Source organism: Natrarchaeobius versutus (assembly GCF_041205745.1).
In the GTDB taxonomy this organism is placed as follows: domain Archaea; phylum Halobacteriota; class Halobacteria; order Halobacteriales; family Natrialbaceae; genus Natrarchaeobius; species Natrarchaeobius versutus.
This window is the reverse complement of the sequence record NZ_JBGFCC010000001.1, coordinates 706,553-731,141: the sequence shown is the minus strand read 5'-3', so window position 1 is coordinate 731,141 and position 24,589 is coordinate 706,553. Positions and strand designations below refer to the sequence as shown.

Here is a 24,589-nt window from a genome sequence, read left to right as displayed (position 1 = left end):
ACAACCACCACTCCGGCGATCGTCTCCGGACGACCACCACTCCAACGACCACCACTCCAACGACCACCTCCCAACGACCACCTCCCGACCACCTCGAGCGGCGCTATATGGGTTCGATGTGCGACAAATGGCCGCGGTGGGCTCTAAACACCGCGATCAGTACTGGACCGCCGTGATCGGCTATCCAACGTTCGAGCTACGGAATTCCGTCGATCAGTTCCCGCGTCTCCTCGCGCGAGAACGCCTTGAGCGTCTCGGAGCTGACGTTTCCCTCCTCCGTCACGGCGAGTACCGCCTGCGACGCCGTCTCGTCGTCCGGAAACTCGCTGATCGTGATCGTATCGTACTGTCCCATCAGCATGTGAAACTCGAGGAGTTCGCCGCCCATCTCGTCGAACAACTCCTCGAGTCGGTCGATGCGATCCGGGCTCTCTCGGATCGCCTGGGCGCCGTGCTGGGTGAACTGCCAGAGCGTGACGTACGTCGACATGGCACGCCTACTGCCACCGTCGTCGAAGATAAATCCCATCCACCGACGTACACCCTCTCCGGGGTAAGTCGATCGTGATCCTGATCGCGTCACGTGTCAGATTTATTGGCGCCGTCGTGGTCCGAAGGCCATGTCGTTCGCTCAGTTCGACGACGACGAGTTCGAGGCCCAGCTCGAGCGCGCGCTCGCGAAGGCGGTCTACGGCTGTGCGGAGGTCGGCGAGTGTCTCGCCACCGCCGACCGAATCGACGACGGGGAGTACGACAGCTGGTACGACGAGTGGTTCGCGACGGCCGAGGCAGTCGAAACCGCCGCACACCACTCGCTCGACAGGGATCACCGGGTGAGCGCACGCGAGGCGTTTCTCCGCGGGGCCGAGTACTACCGGTCGGCGTACTTCTTTCACAGACACGATCTCGACGACCCGATGTTGCACGAAGCCTGGCGCCGACAGCGCGAGTGTTTCCGGGACGCGACCTCACTGTTCGACCGTTATTGCGAGGTCGTCGACGTTCCGTTCGAGGGGACGACCCTCGACGGCTACTTCTTCGCGCCGAACGCATCGGGGCGGGTCCGACCGACCGTAATCGGCTTTCCCGGCTACGACTCCCCCGTCGAGGAGTCGTATCCGATGCTTGTGGCACCCGCGGTCGCCCGCGGCTACAACTGCCTGCTGTTCGAGGGACCGGGACAGGGTGGCACGCTCTACGAGAAGCGGTTGTACTTCCGTCCGGAGTACGAGACCGTGGTTCGTCCCGTCGTCGACTACGCCGCCAGACGGACCGACGTCGACGCTTCCCGTCTCGCGCTGGTCGGCCGAAGCTTCGGCGGCTACCTCGCTCCCCGGGCGGCGACGGGCGAGCACCGCCTCGCCGCGCTCGTCGCGGACCCCGGCATGGTCGACCTCGGCTCGCTCGTGGGACAGCTTGTCCCCGAGGAGCTTCGCGACGACGTCCTCGAGGGCGACCCCGACGCCGACGCGGCGCTCGACGAACGCCTCGAGGACCCACACGCCCTCGAGTTCTTCGGCTCGCGAATGGCCGCCCACGGCATCGACTCGCTGGGCGAGTACGTCCGCGAACTTCAGCGGTACACGCTCGAGGATCGCGTCGACCAGATTCGGTGTCCGACGCTCGTCACCGCCAACGAGTCCGATCGACTCGCGGTTCAGTCTCGAGACCTCGCTTCCTCGCTCTCGGCGCCGACGGAGTTCCTCGAGTTCACCGACGCGGAAGGGGCCGGCGGCCACTGTGAGGGGATGGGACAGTCGGTGTTTCACCGGCGGATGTTCGACTGGCTGGACGAGACGCTCGAGCGGTCTAACGCCAGAGCGACGTGACGAAAGCAGACAAACGTACCGTCGGCCCGTGAAATGATGGGGGCGCTCGAGCGAGTATGCACTCCGCACCACTGTCCGGTTGAACCGCACCTACGATGGAGTACACACTTGTCACTCCAGGAGAGTGTGTGGGTTATGACCAACCCACTGTTCTCGACCTACACGCAGGGTGAAAACCGAGTGACGTCGACGCTAATCGCCGTTCTCGAAAACGTCAACAACCAACTCGCGGAGGACTTCCTCGAAGCCCTCTTGGACGAGTCAGACATCTCGCTCGTGACGTTCGAAAACCAGCTCGTCGGGGATGGATCGGTCCCCGACGCCGGAGTCCGAAGTTCGACATCGTTGCTGTTCGAGACGAAGACGAGACGAGACGAGGTGAGGACAGATCAGCTCAGAGGGCATCTCTCCTACCTCTGCGAGGAGGCCGCAGACACCGAACGGCTCGTCGTGTTGACCCCTGATCACGAACTCCCGAGGGCGGTAGCCGCACTAGACGACGACCGGGTAGTGTGGACCAGCTTCGATGGCGTCGTTGATGCGGCGGAGTCGATCCTCGATCGCAATCGAGGCAACACAGAGCAGTCGCTTGCGGTTCCAACGGAGCGGGAAGCCTTCCTCCTTCGGGAAATGGTCCGATTCCTGTACGAGGAAGAGCTGGTTAGCGGCAAGGAGGATCGAGTTTTGGTCGTCGGTGCACGGAAAGCCTGGCCCGAGTACGAGGAATACGGTCTCTACTTCTGTCAGCCCCAGAGGTCGTTCAAACCGGCTCGGTACCTCGCATTCTACACCGACGGCGCGATCCAGCCGGAGATTCCGAAGATCGTCAACTCGATCGAGAGCGTTGAACTGACACCAAAGGGCGTAGCAGCAGTCGACTCCCTCTCGAAGAGACAGCGGAAGACGTTACGCGACATCGTTGACCGACTTCGCGACGATGGAGCCGACAGATACGAAAGCGATCAGAAGGTCATCTTTCTCGACGAAGACGACGGCATTACCCTCGAGGGGTCGGTCAGAAACGACAAGACGGCCAAGGGCAGCGACCGGACAGTTGCGTTTGTTCAGGGCCACCGTTACGTATCCGCGTCGGCGTTACGTGCGAATCCCGAAACGACGTCAGTCTTGGAGGACTCCTGACCGTGATCCGAGTATCGGGGTATCGACGAGGAAGGGTGGGTGGGTTGGGGCAGATTTGAACCTTTCCGAGACGTGCTCGCTCCGCTGCGCGCGCCTCGTCTGGTTCAAACTGCCATCTCAATTTTGTCGACACGGTCTCCTCGCTCCGCTCGTCGTTATGTGTCGACAAAATGGGTTGGGGCAGATTTGAACTGCCGACTTCCTCCGTGTGAAGGAGGTATCATAACCGGACTAGATCACCAACCCGCAGGCTGTCGTATCCGTGCGTTCGACTTAAGACTTCCTTTCATCGCTCAGCGAACTATCCGGAGACTCGTCGATAGCCGTCCCCGACAGCGCTTCGAGTACACTCGAGCAACCGACCAAATCGAACCAGGGCACAATCTCCCGGTCGCCGGAACGATACTCGAGGTCACTCCTACAGAACCACTCGAAGCGGTCTGATATCGGCGTTTTCCGTCGACGTCGACGACTCTGGTATTTTGCGTTAGTACCGTGGCTGTTCTTCGGGTTCACCGTCCCGGGCGTTGACGACTCGGGCAAACGTAAACAGTCCGTCCGAGAGCCGGTTCAAGTACTGGACGGTGTCTTCGCCGATCGGTTCCGCGGAGGCGAGATCGACGGCTCGTCGCTCGGCCCGCCGACAGACGGTCCGGGCGTGGTGCAGGCGAGCACCGTGATCGCTCCCGGTGGGCAGGATAAACGAGGTCAGCGGCTCAAGTTCGTCATCGTACTCGTCGATCCATCCTTCGATCCGATCGACGTGTTTCGTCCGGATCGTGGGGTCGTCCTCGTCGGGATCGGGAGTCGCGAACTCCGCCTGGATGACGTGGAGGTGGTTCTGAACCGTCCGGAGACGATCGTCGACGTCGTCGTGACCGGTCGGACGGACCGTGCCGATCAACGCGTTGAGTTCGTCGACGGTACCGTAGGCCTCGATCCGCGGATCGGTCTTCGAGACGCGGGTCATGTCTCGGAGATCGGTCTTCCCGTCGTCGCCGCGGCCGGTGTAGATCGTCATCACTAGCTCGAAGAACGTGGGCGGGGTCAAAATCGTTGTCGACGGGGAGTTCGTTCGGCGATTCGACACGGAATCAGGTCAGTCGGGTCCAGTCGGCCGCGACAGCCCGGGATCGTAATCGATCGAGGCCGCGGTCGTCTCAGACGAACAGCTGTCCCGATCTACCGGTGGCCTCACGGGACGGGTCACGGTCGTACCGGAGTCGACGGAGCGCAGATCGTCTCAGGCGAGACCATCGGCGACGCCCCCGAGAAGGGGGAGGCTGAACCGCTCGCCTTTGTACGCCTTCAACAGCAAGACGACCCACAGGATGAACGCGATCGGCATCAACAACAGCGTAAAGAGGCCGACGATGAACGAGAGAACCCATCCGACGAACGGAATGGTCTCGAGTACCATCTGCGCGATCGTAATCCCGATCTGGATCGCGATCACCGTGCCGAAGACGACCATACTCTGTGCGGCGTGAAACCGGACGAACTCGTTTTTGTCCTCGAGGACGAAAAACAGGATTCCGGAGATGGGGCCGAAGAGATACGCGACGGCTCCCGCGACGTTTTCGTCTAATCCGCCGACGACCTCCGACTCTCCTGGCGGTTCCGCGTCGATCTGTTCGTCAGGTAGTTCGCCGTCCGTATTCGCGTGTTCTGTGGTCATGAGTAGGATCGATATGTTTAGTACGCATCAGCTATCGAATCGACGTCGGCCCTCGATCATCTGAAAGAGCCTCACTCGATTCGATTCGGCCGTTGCTTCTACACTCATAGAGTGAATTTTCAGGAGTTAACAGTTACGTGAACTGAAAGTAGTCGCATACGTTACCGCGAGGTAAGTGCCCCCCATCACGGCTTCCAGACGGACCCCGGAAAATCAGTAGGTTAAACTCGATGCGTTCGTTACCCTCGGCTATGGCGATGGAACTCGATCACTACTGTCCGGATTGTGACGGCGAGCGGACGTTCTACCGCGCCGCGAGCACGACGCTCCATCTCGGCGAGAAGGTCAAGTGGCACTGCCCCGACTGTGACTACGGATTCGTCCGCATCGAGGGCAACGGCACGGCCGTCGACTCGAGTGCGTAACTCGGCGTTTTTCGACGAAAATACGACTATTGTGGAGTGTCCGGTGTCCAGTTTTCGGTGAGGGCCGCGTTAGCTCAGGGCTCGTCCTCGAGCGCCTGCCACGACAACCGCGGATTCCGCGCGGCGCTCGTCTGGTCGATTCGGCGGGCTGTCGTCCGTTCTGGAGCGCTCTCGATCGTCGCGTCGTCCTCGGCGGCGACGGCGTCGAACGCGGCGGCGAGGCGATCCAGTGTGGCCTTGCTCTCGATCTCCGTTGGTTCGGTCATCAGTGCCTCGGGGACGATCTCGGGCCACTTGGTCGTCGGCGGGTGAACGCCGTGGTCGAGCATTCGTTTGGCGACGTCGGCGGCGTCCTGTTCACCCGCACTGGCGACGAACTCGTGGTGGAACGGTTCGTAGGGGACGTCGTAGGGAATCTGACTCGCGAGGTAGTTCGCGTTCAGGATCGCTTTCGCGCTGGCGTCCGCGAGCCCCACATCACCCAGCCGGGCGATGTAGGCAAACGCCTTCACGAGAACGAGCCAGTTACCCTGGAAACCGTGGACCTTGCCGATCGTGTGCTCGGGATCGAACAGTTCGTAGGTCGGTTCGCCGGACGCCGTCTCCCCCGACTCGCGCACTCGAGGCGAGGGCAGGAACGGCGCAAGCCCGGAGACGACGCCGACCGGTCCGGCGCCGGGGCCGCCGCCGCCGTGGGGCGTCGCGAACGTCTTGTGGACGTTGTAGTGCATCACGTCGAATCCCATATCGCCGGGGCGGGCGCGACCGAGCAATGCGTTCAAGTTCGCTCCGTCGTAGTAGAGCAATCCGCCCGCGTCGTGGACCATCTCGGCGATTTCGGCGATGTCGCGTTCGAACAGCCCCAGCGTGTTCGGGTTCGTGAGCATGAGCGCCGCCGTGTTCTCGGAGAGGGCGGCCTCGAGCGCCTCGAGGTCGACCCGGCCACCGTCGTCGCTGGGTAACGAAACCACGTCGTAGCCGCCGAGGGCGGCGGTCGCGAAGTTCGTTCCGTGGGCGCTCTCGGGGACGATCACCTCGTCTCGGTGATGTTCACCCCGGTGATCGTGATAGGCCGCCGCGACACGGATGCCGACGAACTCCCCCGCCGCGCCGGCGGGCGGCTGGAGCGTGACGGCGTCCATCCCGCCGATCCGGCCGAGGTAGTCCTGCAGGCGGTAGAGTAACTCGAGGGTGCCCTGAATCGACGACTCCGAGCGGTCGGGGTGGACGCTCGCAGACGGGAGCGCGGCCACGTCCTCGGTGAACGCGGGGTTGTACTTCATGGTACACGAGCCGAGGGGATAGGGGCCGCTGTCGATCCCGTAGACCATCTGGGAGAGCCGGGTGTAGTGGCGCGCGAGTTCGGGCTCCGAGAGGCTCGGAAGCTCGAGGGTATCACGCGTGAGATCGTCAGGAAGCGGCGAGTCGACGCCCTCGCTGGTTGCGTCGGCCCGGTTTCCGCCAGTTGCGTCGGCCCGGTTTCCGCCAGTTGTGTCGGTCTCGCCCTCGTCGGCCGCATCGCTCCCATCCCTCTCGTCCCCTCTACTGGTTCCCTCGGGGCCGATCACGACCCGCGTCAGGTCCTTCTCCGAGAGGAGGGGTTCGTACTGGCCGTCCTCGACGTAGCGTGCCTGATCGTACCGGACGTGATCGTCCTCGCGATCTGCCGGCTTCGCGTCGCGGTCGTCCGTCATCGGACCACCTCCGAGAGCGCCGTGACGAACGAATCCAGCCGATCGTCGGGGACGCCGGCGACACAGACCTGAATCTGGTGGTCATCAACGACGTGGACCGCAAAGCCCAGATGCTCGAGGTCGTCGGCGACGGCTCGAGCGGGTTGGTCGACGTGTGCGACGAACTCCCGGAAGTGTCGCCGATCGTGGACGGGTGCGCTCGCGCCGACGAGGCCGTCGACGCGCTCGGCGAGTCCCTCCGTGCGGGTGACACCGCGTTTCGCGAGGTCGACCATCCCTTCGGGGCCGAGGACCGCGACGTGCATCGCGGTCCGTAAGGCGACCCAGGCCTGGTTCGTACAGATGTTACTCGTCGCCCGCTCGCGTCGAATGTGTTGTTCTCTGGTCTGGAGGGTGAGGGTGTACGCCCGCCGGTCGGTCGCGTCCTCGCTCGCGCCGACCAGTCGGCCGGGTACCTGCCGGAGGTAGTCTTCGCTCGTGGCGAACAGCCCGAGGCCCATCCCGTAACTCGTCGGGAGACCGAGGACGCTCGCGTCGCCGACGACGACGTCCACACCGACGTCCACGGGCCGCTGGAGCAACGAGAGTGCGACCGGATCGGAGCCGAGGACGAACAGCGCGTCCGTCACCTCGGCGACGTCGCCCACCGCCTCGAGGCGTTCCTCGATCGTTCCGCGAACCGTCGGATTCTCCGCGTAGATCATCACGACGTCGTCGTCGACGATTTTCTCGAGTGCGTCGAGGTCGACGTTGGCGTCATCGGTCGGGTACTCCTCGACGACGAGGTCCGTGCCGGCGACGTAGTTCTCGAGCGTCGAGCGTCGGCCCTCGAGTAAGCGGTCGGGAACGAGGACGCGGTGGCCGCTCGTATCGCGAACCCGATCGGCCAGCGTGGCGGCCTCGCCGAGGGCGGTGGCGGCGTCGTACATCGAGCAGTTCGCGACCGCGAGACCCGTGAGTTCGACCAGAAGCGACTGGTACTCGAACAGCGCCTGCAAGAATCCCTGCGAGACTTCTGGTTGGTACTGGGTGTAGGAGGTCAGAAACTCCGAGCGGTCGGCGAGGTGATCGACGACGGAGGGGACGTAGTAGCCGTAGTGGCCCCGGCCGAGCAGTTCCGTCAGGTCGTCGTTTCGACCCAGTATCGAACGAACGAGCCGGCGCGTCTCCCGTTCTGTCCGGGCGTCGATCCCGTACGATCCCTCGAACCCGACGTCCGGTGGGATGTCGAACAGTTCTTCGACCGTCTCGGCGCCGACCGCCTCGAGCATCGCCGCCCGTTCGTCGTCCGTGTGGGGAGCGTACGGGCTCCCCGTGAGCTGTGACCCGTGCATAGTTACTGGACCCGTCGGGCGGACGATACGGCCCGCCCCCACCCGCCTGGAACGCGGGTATCGATTCGAGACACGATACCAGAGCGTAGTTTGTGTGGCTAATTAACGCATGCGGTCGCGAACGTCCGCTCGACGAACCCGCCCGGAGTGTCTCCGGTGGGCGAGGAGCCGGCCGCCGTCGACACGTGCGGACGTCTCCCTCCGGATCGAGCGCCGAGATACCCCATACGGCGCCGTTTCCCAAAGTACCCGCGATGGCCTATTTCACAAACTACGTGTCGGACGGCGGGCCGGCCGAATCGTCGTTTTCAGTCCGCTCCGATGTCTCGGCCGCCGCTTCGGTTCCGGGCTGGGCCGAACCGGCCGCATCCGCCGCTTCGGTTCCGGGCTGGGCCGAACCGGCCGCATCCGCCGATCCGGCTTCGGACTCGAGGTCCGAATCCGGTTCGTCGTCCGCTGTAACGCCGGTGTCCGGATCGGTGTCGACTGCAGGGTCCGCCGCCGGTTCGTCGGCTCCACCGTCCGCTCGCTCTCGAGCGAATACGTCGAGAGTGACCTTCGCACCGCCCAGGATCACGGGGCCGATAAAGAGGCCGACGGCGCCGAAGACGACGAGACCGCCGAAGATACCGACGACGACGATCGCGGAGTTGAAGGCGCTCGTCCGACCGATCAGTGCCGGCCGCAGATAGTTGTCGGAGGCGCTGACGAGCGAGCCGTAGCCGACGAGAACCGCGGCCTCGAGGGGGCGACCGACCGCGAGCAGATAGATCGATACCGGAACCCAGACTCCGAAGGCGCCGATCAGCGGGAGCAACGCGAGGACGAACGTGGCGACGGTGAGGAAGATGACCATCGGGATCCCGATCACCGCGAGGCCGGCACCGAGCAAGATTGCCTGAATTCCCGCGACGGCGACGTTGCCGACCACTGAGGCCCACATCAACTGATCGAGGTCGTCGTACAGCTCACGCTGGACGTCGTCGTCGAGTGGCGACACCCGCTGGGTCCACGCGACGAGGGCGTCGCCGTCTCGCAACAGCGCAAAGAGGACGAACAGCGTCACCGTCAGCCCGATCAGCAGGCTCGGAAGGCCGGTGACGATTTCGATGCCGCTGGTCGCGAGCCCCTGTAACCCGGTCCCGATCGGTTCCTGATACGTCTGCCACAGCTCACCGAGGTCGACGGCGTACCCCGTCTCCTCGAGCCGTGACTCGATCATCTCGGCGTCGAGGTTCCCGTCCTGTGCGGCGTTGACGATCTCGACCGCCTCGCCGAGTGCGATCGCGAGCACGTACGCGAGCGGAAGCAAGATCGCGAGCACGGCGACGGCGACCAGCGTCAACGCGGCGATCATCGACCCCACGTAGGGCTCGAGGCGGCGCTGGGCCGGCATCAAAATGTACGCGAGGACCGCACTCAACAGGACGTACTGCAGGTAGGGGAGAACGACGAGCGCGGCGAGTGCGACGCTCACCAGCGCAACCACCGTCAGCGTGGTCCGTTCGGTGAACCACTGCGACGCTCCCGTCTCTCGAGGGCCGGACATGCGACGCCGTACGCGCCCCTGACCAATTAGTGCGATGACTCGATAGTACGATAACCCGGCTCGTCTCTCGAATGGATTATAGTTACACGACCATCATAGATAAGTTTAAGGACAGTGTGTGGGAATTCGTGAGGTCCCTCGAGATTACGTTCGACGACGAATCGGCGTACGAACGGCTACAGGAGACGAAAGAGCGCCACGGATTGACGTGGAAAGGGATGTTACTGCGCGCTCAGCGAGAGCTCGATTCCGAGGACGATCGATGACCATCTCACGAGAATCGACGACGAAAGAGGATCGATGACGATACCGCGAGTTTCCTCGAGGCGCGGATCTCAGTCCTCGAGGAGCGCTCGCGAGGAGTTCGTGACCACGAGGAGACTGCTCGCACCCATCGCGATCGCGGCGAAAAGCGGGTTGAGCAGTCCCGTGACGGCAAGCGGGATGGCGATCCCGTTGTAGCAAAACGCCCAGCCGATGTTACCCTTGACGCGACGATCGGTCGCTCGAGCGAGTTCGAAGACGGTGTCGACCGAGGAGAGGTCGTCGTCGACGAGCGCGACGTCGGCGGCGTCGGCCGCCATCGCGGTGCCGCCGCCGAGTGCGATCCCGAGATCGGCGGCCGCGAGCGCGGGCGCGTCGTTCGTTCCGTCGCCGATCATGACGGTCCGTCCGCGTTCGCCGAGACGGGCGACCGTTTCGGCTTTCCCCTCCGGCGGAACGCCCGCGAACACCCGATCGATCGCCGCATGCTCGCGGAACTGTTCCGCCGCACGCGCGTCGTCGCCGGTGAGAACGACGACCTCGGAGCCGGCGTCCGAGATCGCCGTCAGCGTCTCCGCCCACCCTTCGCGGAGGTCGTCCCCGACCACGACGACCCCTTCGGCGGTTCCGTCCTGACCGACGGCGACCGGCACCCGTCCGGCCGCCCGCTCGCCGTCGATTCGCTTCTGGATGTCAGCCGGAACCGCCCAGCCGCGGTCGCGAAACAGGTCGGGGTGGCCGACGACGACGTCTCCGCCGTCGACGACGCCTGAGACACCATTTCGGTGACTCTCGAAGGACTCGAGTCGCTCGTCGTCTGGGGTCTCCGACCCCCCCTCGGCAGATTGATCACCTTCGAGCGCGCCGCCGTCCGCGACCGGTTCGGCGGAGCCGTCGCTCGTCTCCATAGCGGCGATGGCCTGGCCGACCGGGTGGGCGGATCGACGCTCGAGGATCGCCGCCCGCTCGAGCAGTTTCTCCTCACAGTCCGCATCGACGACGGTCATCTGTCCGGTCGTCAGCGTACCGGTCTTGTCGAAGACGACGGTGTCGGCGTCGCGGATGCGCTCGAAGACGCTGTCGTCGAAGACGACGATCGAGCGCTCGAGGGCGTCGCGGATGCCGGCGGCGACCGCGAGCGGCGTCGCGAGTCCGAGTGCGCACGGACAGGAGACGATGAGGACGGTGAGGCCGACGAGCAACGCGGCGGCGACGCCGGCGCCTGTCGCGAGGTAGACCGCGGTAACGACGACCGCGAGGACGAGCACGAGCGGCACGAAGATCGTCGCTAATTTGTCCGCGAGTTTCTGGATGCCGTGGGTTCCGCTCTGGAGATCCCAGACGAGTTCGGTGATGCGATCGAGCGTGCTCGTCGCGTCCTCGCCGACGCGGACCGTCACCGCACCGTCGGCGACCAGCGAGCCGCCGACCACGTCGTCACCGACCGCCTTCGTGACGGGAAGGGATTCGCCGGTGACGACCGCCTCGTCGACCGCGGCCTCGCCGTCGATGACGTCGCCGTCGATCGGCACCCGTTCACCCGCCCGGACGAGCACTCGGTCGCCGGGCTCGAGCGCCTCGAGGGCGACTTCCTCGTGTTCGCCGTCGGGACCGATGCGGCGAGCCTCGTCGACTTGGACGGAGGTGAGATCCGAGAGGCGCTCCGTCGCTTCCCGCTTGAGCGTCGACTCGTAGTAGCCACCGACGGTGACGATGACGACGATCGCGACGGTGACGTCGTAGTAGATGTGCGGTCCGCCGACGGCGATCGAGAGGGTGCTGTAGAGGTAGGCGCTGACGGCGGCGATCGCGACCAGCAGGTCCATGTTCGGCGACCGGGTCTTGATCCCAACGTACGCTCCCTGTAAGATCGGCTTGCCAGTGACGCCGAGGACGATCGTCGTCAGTGCCGCGATCATCAAGTAAAACGGCGTCGCCCGCTCGCTCGCGAGCGTCTGTTCGAAAAACGCCACCGTCTGCTCGTTGTAGAAGAGCCCGCCGAAATAAACGGGGTAGATGAAGACGACGTACTGGAGCATCACCATCATCCCCATGAGGACGCCGACGGCGATCCGTCCCATCTCCCAGTTCTCCGCCCGGCGACGGCTGACGGCGTCTTCGCGGCCGTACGCGCTGTAGCCGAGTTGGCTGATCTCTGCTGTGAGCTCCTCGATCGAGGCCCGGTCTGGGTCGTGGTCGACCCGGACGGTGTCGGTGACGTAGCTGGCGCTCGCGTCGCTGACGCCGTCGGTCGACGTCGCGACGGACTCGATGAACGCCTCGCAGGTCACACAGTACATCCCGCTAACCTCGAGATAGGTGGTCTCGTGGTCGGGATCGGCGCTCGAGGACGGTTCTCCCTCGCCCGCCACCTCGCTCGCTCGAGCGTCGCGAACGTCCTCGGCACCGACCCCCTCGACGTCGCCGAGTGCGTCGTAGACGTCTCGACAGCCGATACAGCAAAATGGCTTCCCGTCGACGGCGACGTCGCTCCCCTCGACGGGCAGGTCACAGAGCGTACAGCCGGTGTCGGATCGGTCGTCGGTCATCGTGTGGTCAGTTCGATTTGCGCTCGGTCATCGGTGTCTGTCAGTGGTGGTGGCCGTCGGCGCCGGGGGCGTCGATTGCGTCGTAGAACGGCAATTCGGGATGTGGAACGTGAACGCCCAGGGCCATCAACCCGTGGGCGAACAGGACGTACCCCAGCACGACGAACGCGACGCCGAGCAGGCGGTGGACACGGCGTCGGTGGACGACGTCGACGGTGTCGATCACGGTCCCGTAGGCGAAAACCGCCGGGACCGTCCCGATCCCGAGTGCCACCAGTGCGAGCGCGCCGCCGGTCGGCGACCCCGTCGCGAACGCGTAGAGAAACGCCGGGTAGAGGACGGGACACGGGAGCAATCCGTGAAGCGCTCCCAGTCCGATAATCCCGGGGCCGTTCGCCAACCGGTCGACGCGAGCGACCAGCCAGCCCGTCACTCGCTCGAGTCCCGGAATCGAGACGCCGCCGGTCGTCCGCCCGAGTACGTAGTATATTCCGGTGGCGATGACGAAGCCGCCGATGAGGAGGCCGACGCCGCCCCGGGCGAGGTCGACGACCGGCGTGAGTTCCGCCGCCGTCAGGAACAAGACGCCACCGAGCGCCCCGAACGCGGCCCCGATCAGGGTGTAACTCGCCGTCCGGCCGAGGTTGAACAGCGCGTGCTGGCGAACTTCGTAGGTCGTCAGGTGGCCGCCCCGCCCGCTCGCCGTCGATCCCGACGTCGTCCCCCCGTCGGTCATCCGACTCGAGTACATCGTCACGAGTGGGCCACACATTCCAACGCAGTGTGCACCGGCAAGCAGGCCGATGACGAAGAAGAGAACGACGTCGACGCCGAGCAGTGTGAGCGGATCCATGAGTCAGGCCCCAAGTTCGATCGTTAGCCGACCTAGCCGCCCAGCAGTGTAGTGCGTTTCGCCTTTCGAATCGGTTTCGACAACTCTACCAACGGATACGTGGCGCCGCCCTCGAGCAGAGAACCGGCTCTTCAAACCGGCGGGGACTCGAGGACGCTCGAGCGCCGGCCGGGGCTACTCGACGTACCTGTATTGCCGTGCACCCATACCGATGCACCTTTTTCCTCGTTTATCGGTCGATCGCAAAAACCTGTGCCAAAAAACTACTCGACGTAGCGGAACTGCCGTTCTTCCATACCGACGCACCTTTTTCCTCGCTCGCTCAGCGCTCGCTCGCAAAAATCTGTGCCAAAAAACTACTCGACGTAGCGGTACTGCCGTTCTCCCATGCGGCCCCAACCGTCGAAAACGAACTCCGAGTCGGGCGCGGTGAACTCCTCGACGTCGACGTCCATCTCGTGATTGTGGACGTCGTGGACCTTCTCGTAGTCCTCCCAGGAGAGATCGTACCGGGCGTCGAGTTGGTCGTCGACGCTTAGTGCCTCGATCTCCGCCTCCCAGCCGTCCCCGACCGTTTCGGCGTGAATCTCGGCCTGTGCGCCGCTTCCGTAGGAGCCGACGATCATCGTCTTGCCGGTCAGATCACGGCCCTGCTCGAGCGCGGTTTTTAGTGCGCTCGCGCGCGCGACGTGGACTGAACCGGTGTACCAGTTGCCGACCTCACGCGAGATCGACAGCGTCGGATCGATGGTCGCGTCGTACCACTCCCGGTACCGTTCGGTTTCCTTGAGCGAGTCCATGTACTCGCGGACGGCGTCGCGAAACGCCGCCTCGTCGTCGAACGCCTCCCGTCGGGGCTGTCTCCCGATCTCGTCGGCTAACTCGTCCTCGATCGACGTGTCGCGGGTGATGTGACGGTAGCCGAGCAATCCGGCCTTGCGGACCATCCCCGGAAACGGCGTGTGAAACGGAATGTAAGCGATGTCCTCGGGGTGGACGTCGCCGGCGACGCTCTCGTAATCCTCGAGCGCCTCGCGCATGCGAGCGAGATACACCTGCACGGAGCGTTTGCCGTCGACGGAGGGGAACTGCTGGTTTGGCTTGAGGAAGTCGGTCTCGTCGGCCGAGCCGTAGCCCTGTTCGGTCGAGAGTTCGACGAGGTCCGGTTCCTCGCTGATGAGCATGGCGACGGCACCCGCCCCCTGAGTCGCTTCACCGGCGTCGCCGCGGGCGTACAGCGCCGTGTCCGTCGCGATCACGAGCGCCGACCGACCGCGATTGCGACCCGCACGAATCCAGTTGTAGGCGTCGTCTAAACTCTGGGTTCCCGCGATACAGGCGAACTTGCGCTCACCTTTGTTCGCGTGGTGGAAGTCGCCGTCGAACACCTGCTCGAGACAGCCGGCGACGTACGTCGAAACCGGCTTCGAGTTGTCGAACGAACTCTCCGTCGCGACGTCGATCCGACCGATGTCGTCCGGTTCGAGTCCCTTCCGTTCCATCAGTCGGTGGGCGGCGTTTGCCCCCATCGTGACGATATCCTCGTAGCTGTCTGGGAACGAACTCGCGTTGAGGCCGAGACCTTTCGTGTACTTCTCCGGGTCCTCGCCCTTCTCGGGGGCGAACGTCCCGGGTAAGTCGAGTTTGAGGTTCCCGGTCCAGATTTCGATCGCGTCGATACCGACTGCGGTCATGCCCGAACAGTGTGGGAGGAGCCATATGGTATTGTCGTTCGAAGTTTCGACGAACGACGAAAGATCGCCGCGATGGCCTCCCGCAACTGCGGGTGAGACCGGGCGATCGACTCCGGTTCCACACGATCCGAAGAGTAATTCCTATTTGTTGACACGGCGGATAGAACGGACGATGAACGGATTCGATACGCTCTCGGTGATCACCCGGTCGCCGGTTCGCCCCCGCGTCCTCCGGTGCTTACTCGAGCGAGGGCCCGCCGAAACCGCCGAACTGGTCGAACACGTCGACGCCTCGCGTCGGACGGTTTCCCGGACGCTCACGGCGCTCGAGGAGGAGGGCCTCGTTGCGGTCGACGGCCGGACGTATCGAGCGACGACGTACGGCGAGTTGTTCGCCGACGAACTGTTCGCGGTTCTGGACGGCGCCCACGCCCACCGCGAGTTCGCGGCCTTTCTCGACGCGTTCCCGACCGACGCCGTCGACGTCTCGTTCGAATCCATCGACGGAACGACGACTCTCCGCCGGGAGTCTCACCCTCACGCACCGGTGTCTCGGATCATCGAGACGCTCTCGGGTTCGGACAGGGTGCGCGTGCTCGCACCCGTCGCCTCGCCGCTTTACGTCCGCCCGCTCGTCGCTCGAATCGGTGCCGGTGCGACCGTCGAGGCCGTCGTCGACGAGCGCGCGTACGACGAGTTCTGTACGCGCCTCAGAACCGGCGTTCGACTGGCCTCGAAACTCACGGACGTAACCCTCACCGTCCACGAGGACGTCCCGTTCGGGCTCCTCGAGTGTGACGCCCAAACCGTCTTCGGCGCCTACGAGGACGGCGTCCTACAGGCGACGTTCGAAACCAGCGCCGAGACCGCTCGAGACGCGGGCCGGGAGACGTTCCGGCGATACCGGCGGAACGCGACGGTCGTCGCCGACTGATCGCCCGCCGTCGACGAGGATCGCCCCTGGGTTTCGTTCGGACGAGGGGTGTCCGTTTTCCGCCGATCGGACAGGGAGTGTCACTAAGGTGCTTATCCCCCACGAATCGGTATGGTCTCCGCTGACGAATCGACGCCCTCCCCGACCGACCGCCATGACCGGTGACCGGTTCGACGTCGCCGTCGTTGGCGGCGGCGTCGCGGGAATGAGTACCGCGGCCCGATTGCAATCCGCCGGGCTCTCCACCGTCGTCCTCGAACAACACGACGCGATCGGCGGCTGTGCCGGCTACTACCGGACCGACGGCTTCGCCTTCGACGTCGGCGCGACGACGCTTGTCGACTTCGAACCCGGCGGCGTCGGCGGCCAGTTGCTCGAGGCAATCGGATTCGAGCCCCCCGAAGTCGCGCTCCAGGATGCCTATCAGGTGTGGCTTCCCGACCGGACGGTGACCCTCTATCACGATCAGGACAGGTGGCGAGCGGAACGTCGGAACGTCCTCGGCGACTCCGAGCGCCACCGTGCGTTCTACGACTTCGTGGACGAACTCGCCGAGAGGCTCTGGGAGATCACCAGGGACGACGTCAAGTTGCCGATCCAGAGCGTCGACGACCTCGTTCGAAACGCCAGGGTGGTCGGCGTCGACGGCCTCCCGCTCGTCCGCTACCTCCGGTGGTCGATGGCCGACGCGATGAGATCTTACGGCGTCTACGACGACGAGGCGCTTCGGCGGGCGATCGCGATGCTGGTCGAGGACACCGTCCACTCGAGTCTCGAGGAGGCGCCGCTTCTCAACGCGGTTCTGGGAATCACCATCAGGCGGGCCGGGATCGGCCGAGCGCGCGGTGGAATGTACGGGTTCTGGACCGCGTTCGCCGACCACTACGAGGATCTCGGCGGGGCCCTCGAAACGGACCGAACGGTGACTGACGTCACCGGCTCGAGCGGGAACTTCCGGGTTCGCACGGAGAGCGAGTGCTACCGCACCGACCAGGTGGTAAGCGCAGTCCCGATCCAACTCACGAAGCGGATCGCTCCGACCGTCGTCGGCGACGCGCTAGATGGGTACCTCGAGATGGTTCGCGACCACGAAGGCGGTGCGGTCGTCGTCTTCCTCGGTGTCCCCGAGCAGGAAGTCGACGGCCGGGAGATCACGCACCACCAGATCCTGGCGTCGTACGACGAGCCACTCGGCGACGGGAACAACATGTTCGTCTCGGTCTCCGAGCCGTCGGACGACGTCAGCGCGCCGCCGGGGTATCGAGCGGTGATGCTCTCGACACACTGCGACGTCGGTCCCTGGCAGAACCTCGAGGCCGACGCCCACGAGCGTCGAACGGAAGAGATTGGGGACCGGCTGATCGCTCGAGCCCGAACCGTTTACCCCGATCTCGCGACCGACCCCGCGGTGTACGAAGTCGGCACGCCGATCACCTACGAGCGGTTTACCAACCGACCTCGAGGCGCCGTCGGCGGCTACCGACAGACGCTGTCGAATGCGAACCAGCGGGCCGTCCCGCAGGATATCGGCGTGGACGGCTTCTACCTCGCGGGCGACACCACCTGGCCCGGGCTGGGGACGGTCGCCTGCGTGAAAGGCAGCGAGATCGCCGCCGAGTGCGTCCTCGAGAACGCACAATTCGACCGACAACTGCTATCTCACTCCACATAAGTCGAAGAGTGTTCATCTTCGGTGACATGGGCAGGGATTCGAGGCCGCGGGCGTCTCGACGCACACGGCGGCCGTCGACCGCACGCAATCTCACACCTCGAACATTCGGCGGACAGCCGAGGCCGCCAGTCTATTGAAGACCGCGCCCCTACGAACTGACGATGTATCAGGACGTCCTCGTCCCGACCGACGGAAGCGACGGCACCCGCCGGTCGATCACACACGGACTGACGATCGCCGAGCGCTTCGACGCTCGAGTACACGCCCTCTCGGTCGTCCCCGAGGGACCGCTCGGAACGCTCGAGAGCGAGGAGGCGACGCCCGCGGCTCATCGCGCCGTCGAACACGTCGAATCGGAGGCGGCCGAGGCGGGCCTCGAGGTCGTCACAGCGGTCGAACACGGCGTTCCCCACGAGGAGATACTCGCCTACGTCGACGACCACGACGTCGATATGGTCGTGATGGGGACGCAGGGGCGGACCGGGATCGACCGAGTTCTCGTCGGGAGCGTCACGGAACGGGTCGTCAGAATGGCCGACGTACCGATCGTGACTGTCCGTCTGACCGACGAGCTTCGAATCGACGATTCCGAAGCGGCCGAACGACTCGCTCGCGAGGCGTTGACCGAGGCCTCACTCGACCCCGAGCGATCGATCGTCGACGGCGGACCGCATCGTATCAGCGGCTCCTGGCTCTTCTCGTTCGAGACCGAGACGGATCCCGTCCGCGTCACCGTCGACGGCGTCTCCGGTGACGCGCGCATCGAGGGTGACGTCGGCGGTTGAGTCGACGAACGTGATAATCCACACACTCCTCGAGCGGCCGGTGTAGACGGATACCGTCCGGTGGTGGACGAAACGGTGGAATTCAGCCGGACCACTCGCCGGCGAGGTCCCCGGCGAGATTCGCCCGCCAGTGTTCGAAGCCACGCTCGCAGTCTCCGTTCTCGTCGATGTGATCGACGAATCCTGCGCCTGGCGATGGAAGTTCGTCACCGCAGAACGGACAGATTACCGGATCCGTCCAGTCCATGGTCGTTGTCGCTGTCATATCTCAACCCGACCACGAACGCCCGTATAAGCCTATTCGACAAATGCGACTAATTAATGGAATGTGTTTAATGACCATATGTATTGTTCGCGGTCGAGTCGATCGAGAAGTCATTTCTGGCGCAACCGCCGCCCGGGTCGCGGTTGTAACGGTGGACTCACTTGCACTCCTCCACCGAGACTCGTCTCATCCGGTTCGACTCACCGCCGGGACAGGAATCCGTATCAGTCGTTGCACTACAGGACCGACCGGTCGACGGCGATAGCCGCTACGCTCAACGCGATTCCGACGAGGACGACGAGCAGACCGACCGCCAGGTCGCTCCCGAGAGCGAGCGCGAATCCCGTGACGATTCCAGCACCACCGCCTCCGGCGAGGGTCCCGATCGCGGTCGAACCGGACTCGTCTCGCGTTCCTTCGGATCCCGACGACATCATCTCGAGTCCTGACTGTGTCTCCTCGAGTTCCGCCCGTGTTTCTTCGAGCTCCGACTGTGTCCTCTCCAATTGCGCACGAACGTCGGTCAGGTCCTCGTTGGATCGCCCCTCGGAACGCTCGTTGGACTCGAGATCGGTTAGTCGGGTTTCGACGGCCGAGACGTCGTCGTCGACCGCAGAGAGGCGAGTCTCAAGCGATCCTGTTTCGTCTACGAGCGATCGAACGTCTTCCTCGAGCGTCGCAACGGTCGACCGTTCGGGTACCGACTCGAGCGAATCGCCCAGTTCGTCGACGTCGGATTCGATCCACTCGAGACGGTCGTCACGATCTCCGAGACGGTCCTCGATCCGTTCGAGACGGTCGGCGTTGGCGCGACTGTCGTCGATCTCGTCTACGAGTTCGTCGAGACGACTGTCGGCGTCGTCTGTGGCAGTTTCGACCGCGTCCAGGCGTTCGTCGTGACCGTCGATTCGCCCGAGTTCCGATTCGACCGCGGCCAGGCGTTCGTCGGCGGCTTCGAGACCCTCCTCGGCCGTCTCGAGTCCGTCGCTTAGGGCCGTCGTTCGTTCCTCGAGCGCGGAGAGCCCGTCCTCGAGCGCATTCCCCGCCCGGTCATCGTCGGTTACCTCCTCGATCGCCTCGAGTCGGTCGTCGTGGGCTCCCACCCGATCCTCGAGTGTCCCGAACCGGATGTCGTGGGCCGTCACCTCCTCGTCGAGTTCCTCGAAGCGCTCTCCGTGGGACTCGAGTTCGGCACGGACATTTTCGAATCGGTCGTCGTGGGTGTCCAGTCGATCGCCGTCGGTCTCCAGCCGGTCGCCGTGGTCCGTCAGGCGGTTATCGACGTCGTCGAATCGGTCGTCGACCGTTCGTAACTCCGCGTCGACGTCCTCGAGTCGGTCGTCCCAGGCAGTGACGTCCTCTTCGATCGCCTCGAGTCGGTCGTCGTCGCGCGCTCTGTCGTCCTCGAGCCCGGCGACTCGAGCGGTTACCGACTCGAGGTCGTCTCGAAGCGCCGACTCGATCGCCGCGACCTGCTCCGTGAGTTCCTCGAGGCGACCGGAGACGCCGTCGATCCGGACGGACTGATCCTCGAGACGCCCTGCAGTTTCGTCGCCTCTCGTTTCGACCCGTTCGAAGTCGTCCTCGAGGGCGTCGAGATCGTCTCGAACGACCGCCGTGGACTCAGCGACCGCCGAGACGTCGTCCTCGAGTTCCGAGATGCTGTCCGAGAGCGACGCCCGTTCGTCTGTGGCTTGTTCTTCGACCGTCGAGAGATCGACGGTCACCGATTCGAGACTCCGATCGAGCGTCGAGAGTCGGTCGTCGACGACCTCGAGTCGATCTCTGAGATCGGCGACCGCGTCGGCCGAGGCGCTCTCCGCTTCGAGTTCCGCGAGCGTTTCGACCGTCGACTCGAGGTCGACGCGAACCGACTCGACCTCGTCGTCCCGGTTTGCGAGTCGCGAAAACAGTTCGTCGATCGCGCCCTCCGAACGATCGGCGGGTTCGTCCTCGAGCGAGAATTCGTCGAACGCGAGCGATTCCACACTCTCGGGATCGTCGGCCAGCGAAGCCACGGATTTCGTTCCGGCCGAGGTCGAATCGTTTCCACCCGACCCACCGTCGCCGGCACCGCTCGTATCGCCGACTGCTCGAACGATTCCGTCGTCTCCACGCAGGCCGTCCCGAGCGGCCGAGAGCGCTCCCCTGGCGGCGCTTGCGGCCGGGTCGTCGGCGAGTCGGACGCCGCGGACCGACACCGGGAGGGCGGCCGCGTCGAAACGGCCGCCGACGAGGTACTCGAGCCCCTCGACCGCGCCCTCGCCCGCGATCGCGACGGGAACCGAAACCGCACCCTGGTGATCCCGTTCGTCGGCTCGCTCCGCGATCGTCTCGGCCATCACGCCGATTAGCTCGTCGTACGCGCGGGCGATCGCGCTCTCGACGTCGCTGGTCGCTTCTTCGGGGTCGAGCACGAACGCCGTGAGCACCTCGCGGACGCGGCCTTCGTCCGTCCCCGTCTCCGCGCTCGCCTCTTCGATCACGCTATCGGCACCGTAGTCGACCGAGACGGACATCGTCGGCACACCGTAGTACGAAAGCGTCACGCTCGTCGCCTCCCGTCCGACGTAGATGCCGAGGCCGGTGTAGTTGTCCGCCGCGAGTTGATCGTAGACGACCGCGAACCCGCGGTCGATCGGCGTCGGCTCGAGGTCGCCGGGCGGGAGCGCCGATTCGACGACGTCCCGGTAGGTCTCGAGCGGCCGGCCGCCGTCACGAGTCGGACCGGGAACGGTGTAACAGAGGTGTTCGGTCGACTTCTCGTCGAGGGCCGAGCGGACGAGTGCCTCGAGGAGGTCGTCTCGGTGGTCGCCGATCCCCTCGCCGTCCTCCGAAAACGTCGACACCACCTCGTCGTCGACCGCTCGTGCGACGGCTTCAGCGTCCGAGCTGACGACGTACGTCGTCTCGCCTCGCTCGACGGTTTGGACCGCCGACGGCGAGACGGACGCCTCCTCGAGCGTCGCGGCGTCGGTCGGATACACGATCGGTCTCACCGACTCGATACCGTCGCTGTCGGAATCGCCGACAGCGACCCGAATTGTTCCCCGCCCGATGTCGAGACCGAGTTCCATGTCGGCGGTAAGTCGGACCACCGTAATGGTTCTTTGCCCTCGAATACCAGTCGTGAAAATTAATCCACGCCGCGGCCGAAAACGGGTGTTCTGCGCCCGTGGTTAGGTGTCTTCGCTCGAGTCCGACTCCTCGAACTGGAAGACGTCCGCCGCGTCGTCGGTGTCCGTTCGCGCGGATCCGTCGGACCCATCGTCCGACACGTCTGATTCGGTCGATCCATCCTCGGACAGGGTGGGCTCACTATCGCCAGGACGATCTTCGGCGCCCGGCGTGGCGGTCGGGTCGTCGGGGGACGCCACCGGGGGCTCCTCGACGACGGACTGATCCGGCTCGCTTGCGTCGACGTCTGGCTGTTCGGAACTCGTGTCGGCCTCATCGTCGCTCACGTCGTCATCGTCGCCCTCCGACGGATCGTCCTCGTCGATCTCGAGCGTCGCGATTCCGCCGGTGTCGTCACCGATGTCGGTTTCGAAGTGATCCAGCGCTTCCGAAAGCTGTGTCGCCTGCTGTGAGAGCTGGGAGGCGGAGCCGGAGACCTCGGTCATCGCCGTCGTCTGCTCTTCTGCGGCGGCGGCGACGCTCTCGGCCTCGGCGGTCGTCTCCTCGCTGATCGTCGCGGCTTCGTCGACGATTGCGACGACCTCCTGGGTGGTCGCGGCCTGCTCTTCGGTCGCCGCAGAGATCTCCTGGACGCCGGTGTTCGTCTCGGCGGCGTACTCGGCGATCTCCTCTAAGGCGTCGACCGCCTCTTCGACCTGGTCGCTCGCGGACTCGAGTCGCTCGCTCGTCTCCTCGACTTCTTCGGCGGAGGTAACGGTCTGTTCTCGGATGCTCTCGAGACGCGCTTCGATCTCTGCGGCGGCCGACTTGGCATCACCGGAGAGCTCCTTGATCTCCTGTGCGACGACGCCGAACCCTTCGCCGTCGTCACCGCTCGCCGAGCGGGAGGCTTCGATGTTGGCGTTGAGCGCGAGCATATTCGTCTGCTCGGCGATCTGCTGGATACGTTCGATCAACTCGTCGATCTGGCCCACTTCTGCCTCGAGCGCGCGGATCTCTTCGACGGCGCGTTCCGCTTCGGTTTCGGTATCCGTCATGCTCTCGATCGCGTCCTGGGCGGCCTCGTGTCCGGCCTGGCCCGTGTTCGCGGTTCGAGCGGCGAGGTCGGCGACCTCGTTCGACGAGGCGGCGATCTGCTCGGTCGTCGTCGAGAGATTCGACATCTCGCCGGTCGCCTCCTGGAGCGAGCGGTTCTGGCGCTCCGAGCCGGTGGAGATCTCCTGGACCGACTCGCTGATCTGCTCGCTCGCGGAGCGAACCTCCTCGCTCGAGGCGGTCACCTGCTCGCTGGCGATCGCGACTTCGGTCGCGAACGTCTGGAGGTCGGCGATGGTCGCCTCGATGTCGTCGAGCATCTCGTTGAAGTCCTCGCCGACCGTCTGCATCGCCTCGTTGTCGGTATCGACGTCGGCACGCACGGCGAGGTCGCCGTCGGCGGCGGCGCCCATCACCGTACAGTACTCCTGGGCGGCGTCCTCGAGTTGGTCGTTGAGCCGCTGGACGCGTTCACGCTCCGTTTCAGCTTCCTGTCGTGCGGTTTGGGCGTTGTGTATCTGGTCACGTAGCGAATTACGCATGGAATCGAAACTTCGGTAGAGCGATCCGATCTCGTCGACGCGGCCGGTCTGGAGGTCGACCGAGAGGTTGCCCTCTTCCATCGTCTGTGCGCGATCTCGCAACTGGTTCAGTTCCTTCGAGACGCTTCGTCCGCCGACGAGTCCCACGGCGACGAAGACGAGGCCTGTCAGGACGATGGTTACGACGAAGCTCAGCTGGACCTCGTCTCTGACCGCGAACGCGGTCTCCTGTGGCGTCGTCGTAACGACGTACAGGTCCTCACCGTCGACCGACGAGTACGTGTAGATCGACTGGCTGTCCTCGCTCTTTCCGATCCCCTCGACGTCGGAGTCGACGACCGACGGATCGACACTGTCGGTGCCGATGACGACCCCTCCGTCTTCGTTGACGACCGCGGTATCGGCGCCTTCGATCGCCTGTGGGAGGTCCGGACCGGCGTGTTCGGCGGGAATCTCTCCGATGACGACGTGGCCGGTCAACAGCGACCGTCGATGCCCCATCGCGATGACCTCTTCGTCGTCGACGTTCGTGTACCGTTCCGGTGTCACGAACGTTCGTTGCTGGGCCAACTCCTCGTCGATCAGATCGTACATGTTCTCGCCGACCGCACTCTCGCTGGAGCTCCCGATCACCTCGCCCGTCTCCTCGTCGATCATGTGGACGTCAGAGAACCCACTTCCGTACGCCTCTCCCGTGAGGAAGTTCGAGACGCGATCCGGATCCTCGCTGTTCAACTCCTGGGATCGTTCGATGTCCTGGAGCTCGTGCTCTCGCTCGTTCATCCACCGTTCGACCACGTTGGTGTGCAGTTCCGTCGTCTGTTCGACTTGGTTGTCGACCTGGCCGTCGAGTTCGTCGCTGATTCCGAAATAAAAGAACGTACTGATCGCGGCGGTCAACAGGAGAATCGCGAAGATAGCGACCAGTGTCTTCGCGATGAGTCGTCGTCTGATTACTCCCGGCACGAGGAGTGAACCGACCGATCGGCCACCCGACGTCCCCGCAGATTGATTCGAATCGTCCGTCGTCTGTGAGTTATCGCTCATTTTCGTTGTACCCGTGTGCTGTGTGTTGCATCCTGCCCTGTCACCCTTCCACACGCTGTGGCCGATCGCTGGACACGAACGTGACGTTTACCTACGTCACTTCGCAACTGCCAATAAATCTTACTAATCCATCTATACATATTTGTTTCTTATCCGATTATC

General features: G+C 64.4%; 19 protein-coding genes and 1 tRNA gene. 7 read left to right on the top strand and 13 right to left on the bottom strand.

Translation table 11 applies throughout. From position 1 onward, the window contains the following. Positions 1 to 196 precede the first annotated feature (196 nt). Positions 197 to 529, bottom strand: a complete 333-nt coding sequence (locus tag AB7C87_RS03685) for a GYD domain-containing protein (RefSeq protein ID WP_369728039.1) — start codon at positions 527 to 529, stop codon at positions 197 to 199. A gap of 91 nt (positions 530 to 620) precedes the next feature. On the opposite strand from AB7C87_RS03685, the gene AB7C87_RS03680 reads away from it, so the two are divergent. Both AB7C87_RS03680 and AB7C87_RS03675 read left to right on the top strand, forming a co-directional pair. Continuing rightward, the gene (locus AB7C87_RS03680; RefSeq protein ID WP_369728038.1) at positions 621 to 1,829 is read left to right on the top strand and encodes an alpha/beta hydrolase family protein; all 1,209 of its coding nucleotides are present in this window, start codon (positions 621 to 623) and stop codon (positions 1,827 to 1,829) included. A gap of 135 nt (positions 1,830 to 1,964) precedes the next feature. Then, positions 1,965 to 2,969, top strand: a complete 1,005-nt coding sequence (locus AB7C87_RS03675; protein WP_369728037.1) for a hypothetical protein — start codon at positions 1,965 to 1,967, stop codon at positions 2,967 to 2,969. A 171-nt stretch (positions 2,970 to 3,140) separates the two neighbouring features. On the opposite strand, the gene AB7C87_RS03670 is transcribed toward AB7C87_RS03675, so the two are convergent. The 3 genes from AB7C87_RS03670 to AB7C87_RS03660 all read right to left on the bottom strand — a co-directional run bounded on the left by AB7C87_RS03670 (position 3,141) and on the right by AB7C87_RS03660 (position 4,647). Then, positions 3,141 to 3,215 (bottom strand) — tRNA-Val (locus AB7C87_RS03670). Between the two features lie 241 nt (positions 3,216 to 3,456). Continuing rightward, entirely contained in the window at positions 3,457 to 3,990 is a 534-nt protein-coding gene (locus tag AB7C87_RS03665; RefSeq protein WP_369728036.1) for a cob(I)yrinic acid a,c-diamide adenosyltransferase, read from the bottom strand. Positions 3,991 to 4,212: 222 nt separating this feature from the next. Continuing rightward, positions 4,213 to 4,647 carry a DUF4870 domain-containing protein gene (locus AB7C87_RS03660; protein WP_369728035.1) on the bottom strand — a complete coding sequence of 145 codons (435 nt, stop codon included), beginning with the start codon at positions 4,645 to 4,647 and terminating at the stop codon, positions 4,213 to 4,215. A 251-nt stretch (positions 4,648 to 4,898) separates the two neighbouring features. On the opposite strand from AB7C87_RS03660, the gene AB7C87_RS03655 reads away from it, so the two are divergent. Then, entirely contained in the window at positions 4,899 to 5,072 is a 174-nt protein-coding gene (locus AB7C87_RS03655) for a DUF7838 family putative zinc beta-ribbon protein (RefSeq protein WP_369728034.1), read from the top strand. A gap of 74 nt (positions 5,073 to 5,146) precedes the next feature. On the opposite strand, the gene gcvPB is transcribed toward AB7C87_RS03655, so the two are convergent. The 3 genes from gcvPB to AB7C87_RS03640 all read right to left on the bottom strand — a co-directional run bounded on the left by gcvPB (position 5,147) and on the right by AB7C87_RS03640 (position 9,649). Continuing rightward, positions 5,147 to 6,766: an aminomethyl-transferring glycine dehydrogenase subunit GcvPB gene (gene gcvPB / locus AB7C87_RS03650; RefSeq protein ID WP_369728033.1), complete on the bottom strand. Its 1,620-nt coding sequence runs from the start codon at positions 6,764 to 6,766 to the stop codon at positions 5,147 to 5,149. Further along, positions 6,763 to 8,100: an aminomethyl-transferring glycine dehydrogenase subunit GcvPA gene (gene gcvPA / locus AB7C87_RS03645; protein ID WP_369728032.1), complete on the bottom strand. Its 1,338-nt coding sequence runs from the start codon at positions 8,098 to 8,100 to the stop codon at positions 6,763 to 6,765. Before gcvPA ends, gcvPB begins: the two co-directional genes overlap by 4 nt. Before the next feature lie 271 nt (positions 8,101 to 8,371). Further along, positions 8,372 to 9,649: an AI-2E family transporter gene (locus tag AB7C87_RS03640; RefSeq protein WP_369728031.1), complete on the bottom strand. Its 1,278-nt coding sequence runs from the start codon at positions 9,647 to 9,649 to the stop codon at positions 8,372 to 8,374. Positions 9,650 to 9,777: 128 nt separating this feature from the next. Here AB7C87_RS03640 and AB7C87_RS03635 point away from each other — a divergent pair, with 128 nt between their 5' ends. Next, complete coding sequence (locus AB7C87_RS03635) at positions 9,778 to 9,915, top strand: hypothetical protein (RefSeq protein WP_369728030.1); 138 nt, start codon at positions 9,778 to 9,780, stop codon at positions 9,913 to 9,915. 69 nt (positions 9,916 to 9,984) lie between these two features. On the opposite strand, the gene AB7C87_RS03630 is transcribed toward AB7C87_RS03635, so the two are convergent. The 3 genes from AB7C87_RS03630 to hmgB all read right to left on the bottom strand — a co-directional run bounded on the left by AB7C87_RS03630 (position 9,985) and on the right by hmgB (position 15,009). Further along, positions 9,985 to 12,462, bottom strand: a complete 2,478-nt coding sequence (locus AB7C87_RS03630; RefSeq protein ID WP_369728029.1) for a heavy metal translocating P-type ATPase — start codon at positions 12,460 to 12,462, stop codon at positions 9,985 to 9,987. A 40-nt stretch (positions 12,463 to 12,502) separates the two neighbouring features. Then, the gene (locus tag AB7C87_RS03625) at positions 12,503 to 13,315 is read right to left on the bottom strand and encodes a sulfite exporter TauE/SafE family protein (RefSeq protein ID WP_369728028.1); all 813 of its coding nucleotides are present in this window, start codon (positions 13,313 to 13,315) and stop codon (positions 12,503 to 12,505) included. 356 nt (positions 13,316 to 13,671) lie between these two features. Next, a complete protein-coding gene (gene hmgB / locus AB7C87_RS03620; RefSeq protein ID WP_369728027.1) occupies positions 13,672 to 15,009 on the bottom strand; it encodes a hydroxymethylglutaryl-CoA synthase in 1,338 nt (445 codons plus the stop codon). Between the two features lie 172 nt (positions 15,010 to 15,181). On the opposite strand from hmgB, the gene AB7C87_RS03615 reads away from it, so the two are divergent. The 3 genes from AB7C87_RS03615 to AB7C87_RS03605 all read left to right on the top strand — a co-directional run bounded on the left by AB7C87_RS03615 (position 15,182) and on the right by AB7C87_RS03605 (position 18,400). Further along, entirely contained in the window at positions 15,182 to 15,943 is a 762-nt protein-coding gene (locus AB7C87_RS03615; RefSeq protein ID WP_369728026.1) for a helix-turn-helix transcriptional regulator, read from the top strand. A gap of 154 nt (positions 15,944 to 16,097) precedes the next feature. Then, entirely contained in the window at positions 16,098 to 17,615 is a 1,518-nt protein-coding gene (locus AB7C87_RS03610; RefSeq protein WP_369728025.1) for a phytoene desaturase family protein, read from the top strand. 161 nt (positions 17,616 to 17,776) lie between these two features. Then, on the top strand, positions 17,777 to 18,400 hold the full coding sequence (locus tag AB7C87_RS03605) for a universal stress protein (protein ID WP_369728024.1): 624 nt from the start codon (positions 17,777 to 17,779) through the stop codon (positions 18,398 to 18,400). A gap of 82 nt (positions 18,401 to 18,482) precedes the next feature. Here the strand turns inward: AB7C87_RS03605 and AB7C87_RS03600 are convergent, their stop codons facing one another. The 3 genes from AB7C87_RS03600 to AB7C87_RS03590 all read right to left on the bottom strand — a co-directional run bounded on the left by AB7C87_RS03600 (position 18,483) and on the right by AB7C87_RS03590 (position 24,427). Then, positions 18,483 to 18,665, bottom strand: a complete 183-nt coding sequence (locus AB7C87_RS03600) for a DUF7501 family protein (RefSeq protein ID WP_369728023.1) — start codon at positions 18,663 to 18,665, stop codon at positions 18,483 to 18,485. A gap of 236 nt (positions 18,666 to 18,901) precedes the next feature. Further along, positions 18,902 to 21,742, bottom strand: a complete 2,841-nt coding sequence (locus tag AB7C87_RS03595) for a disk-shape morphogenesis protein volactin (RefSeq protein WP_369728022.1) — start codon at positions 21,740 to 21,742, stop codon at positions 18,902 to 18,904. 102 nt (positions 21,743 to 21,844) lie between these two features. Beyond that, complete coding sequence (locus AB7C87_RS03590; protein WP_369728021.1) at positions 21,845 to 24,427, bottom strand: methyl-accepting chemotaxis protein; 2,583 nt, start codon at positions 24,425 to 24,427, stop codon at positions 21,845 to 21,847. Positions 24,428 to 24,589 lie beyond the last annotated feature (162 nt).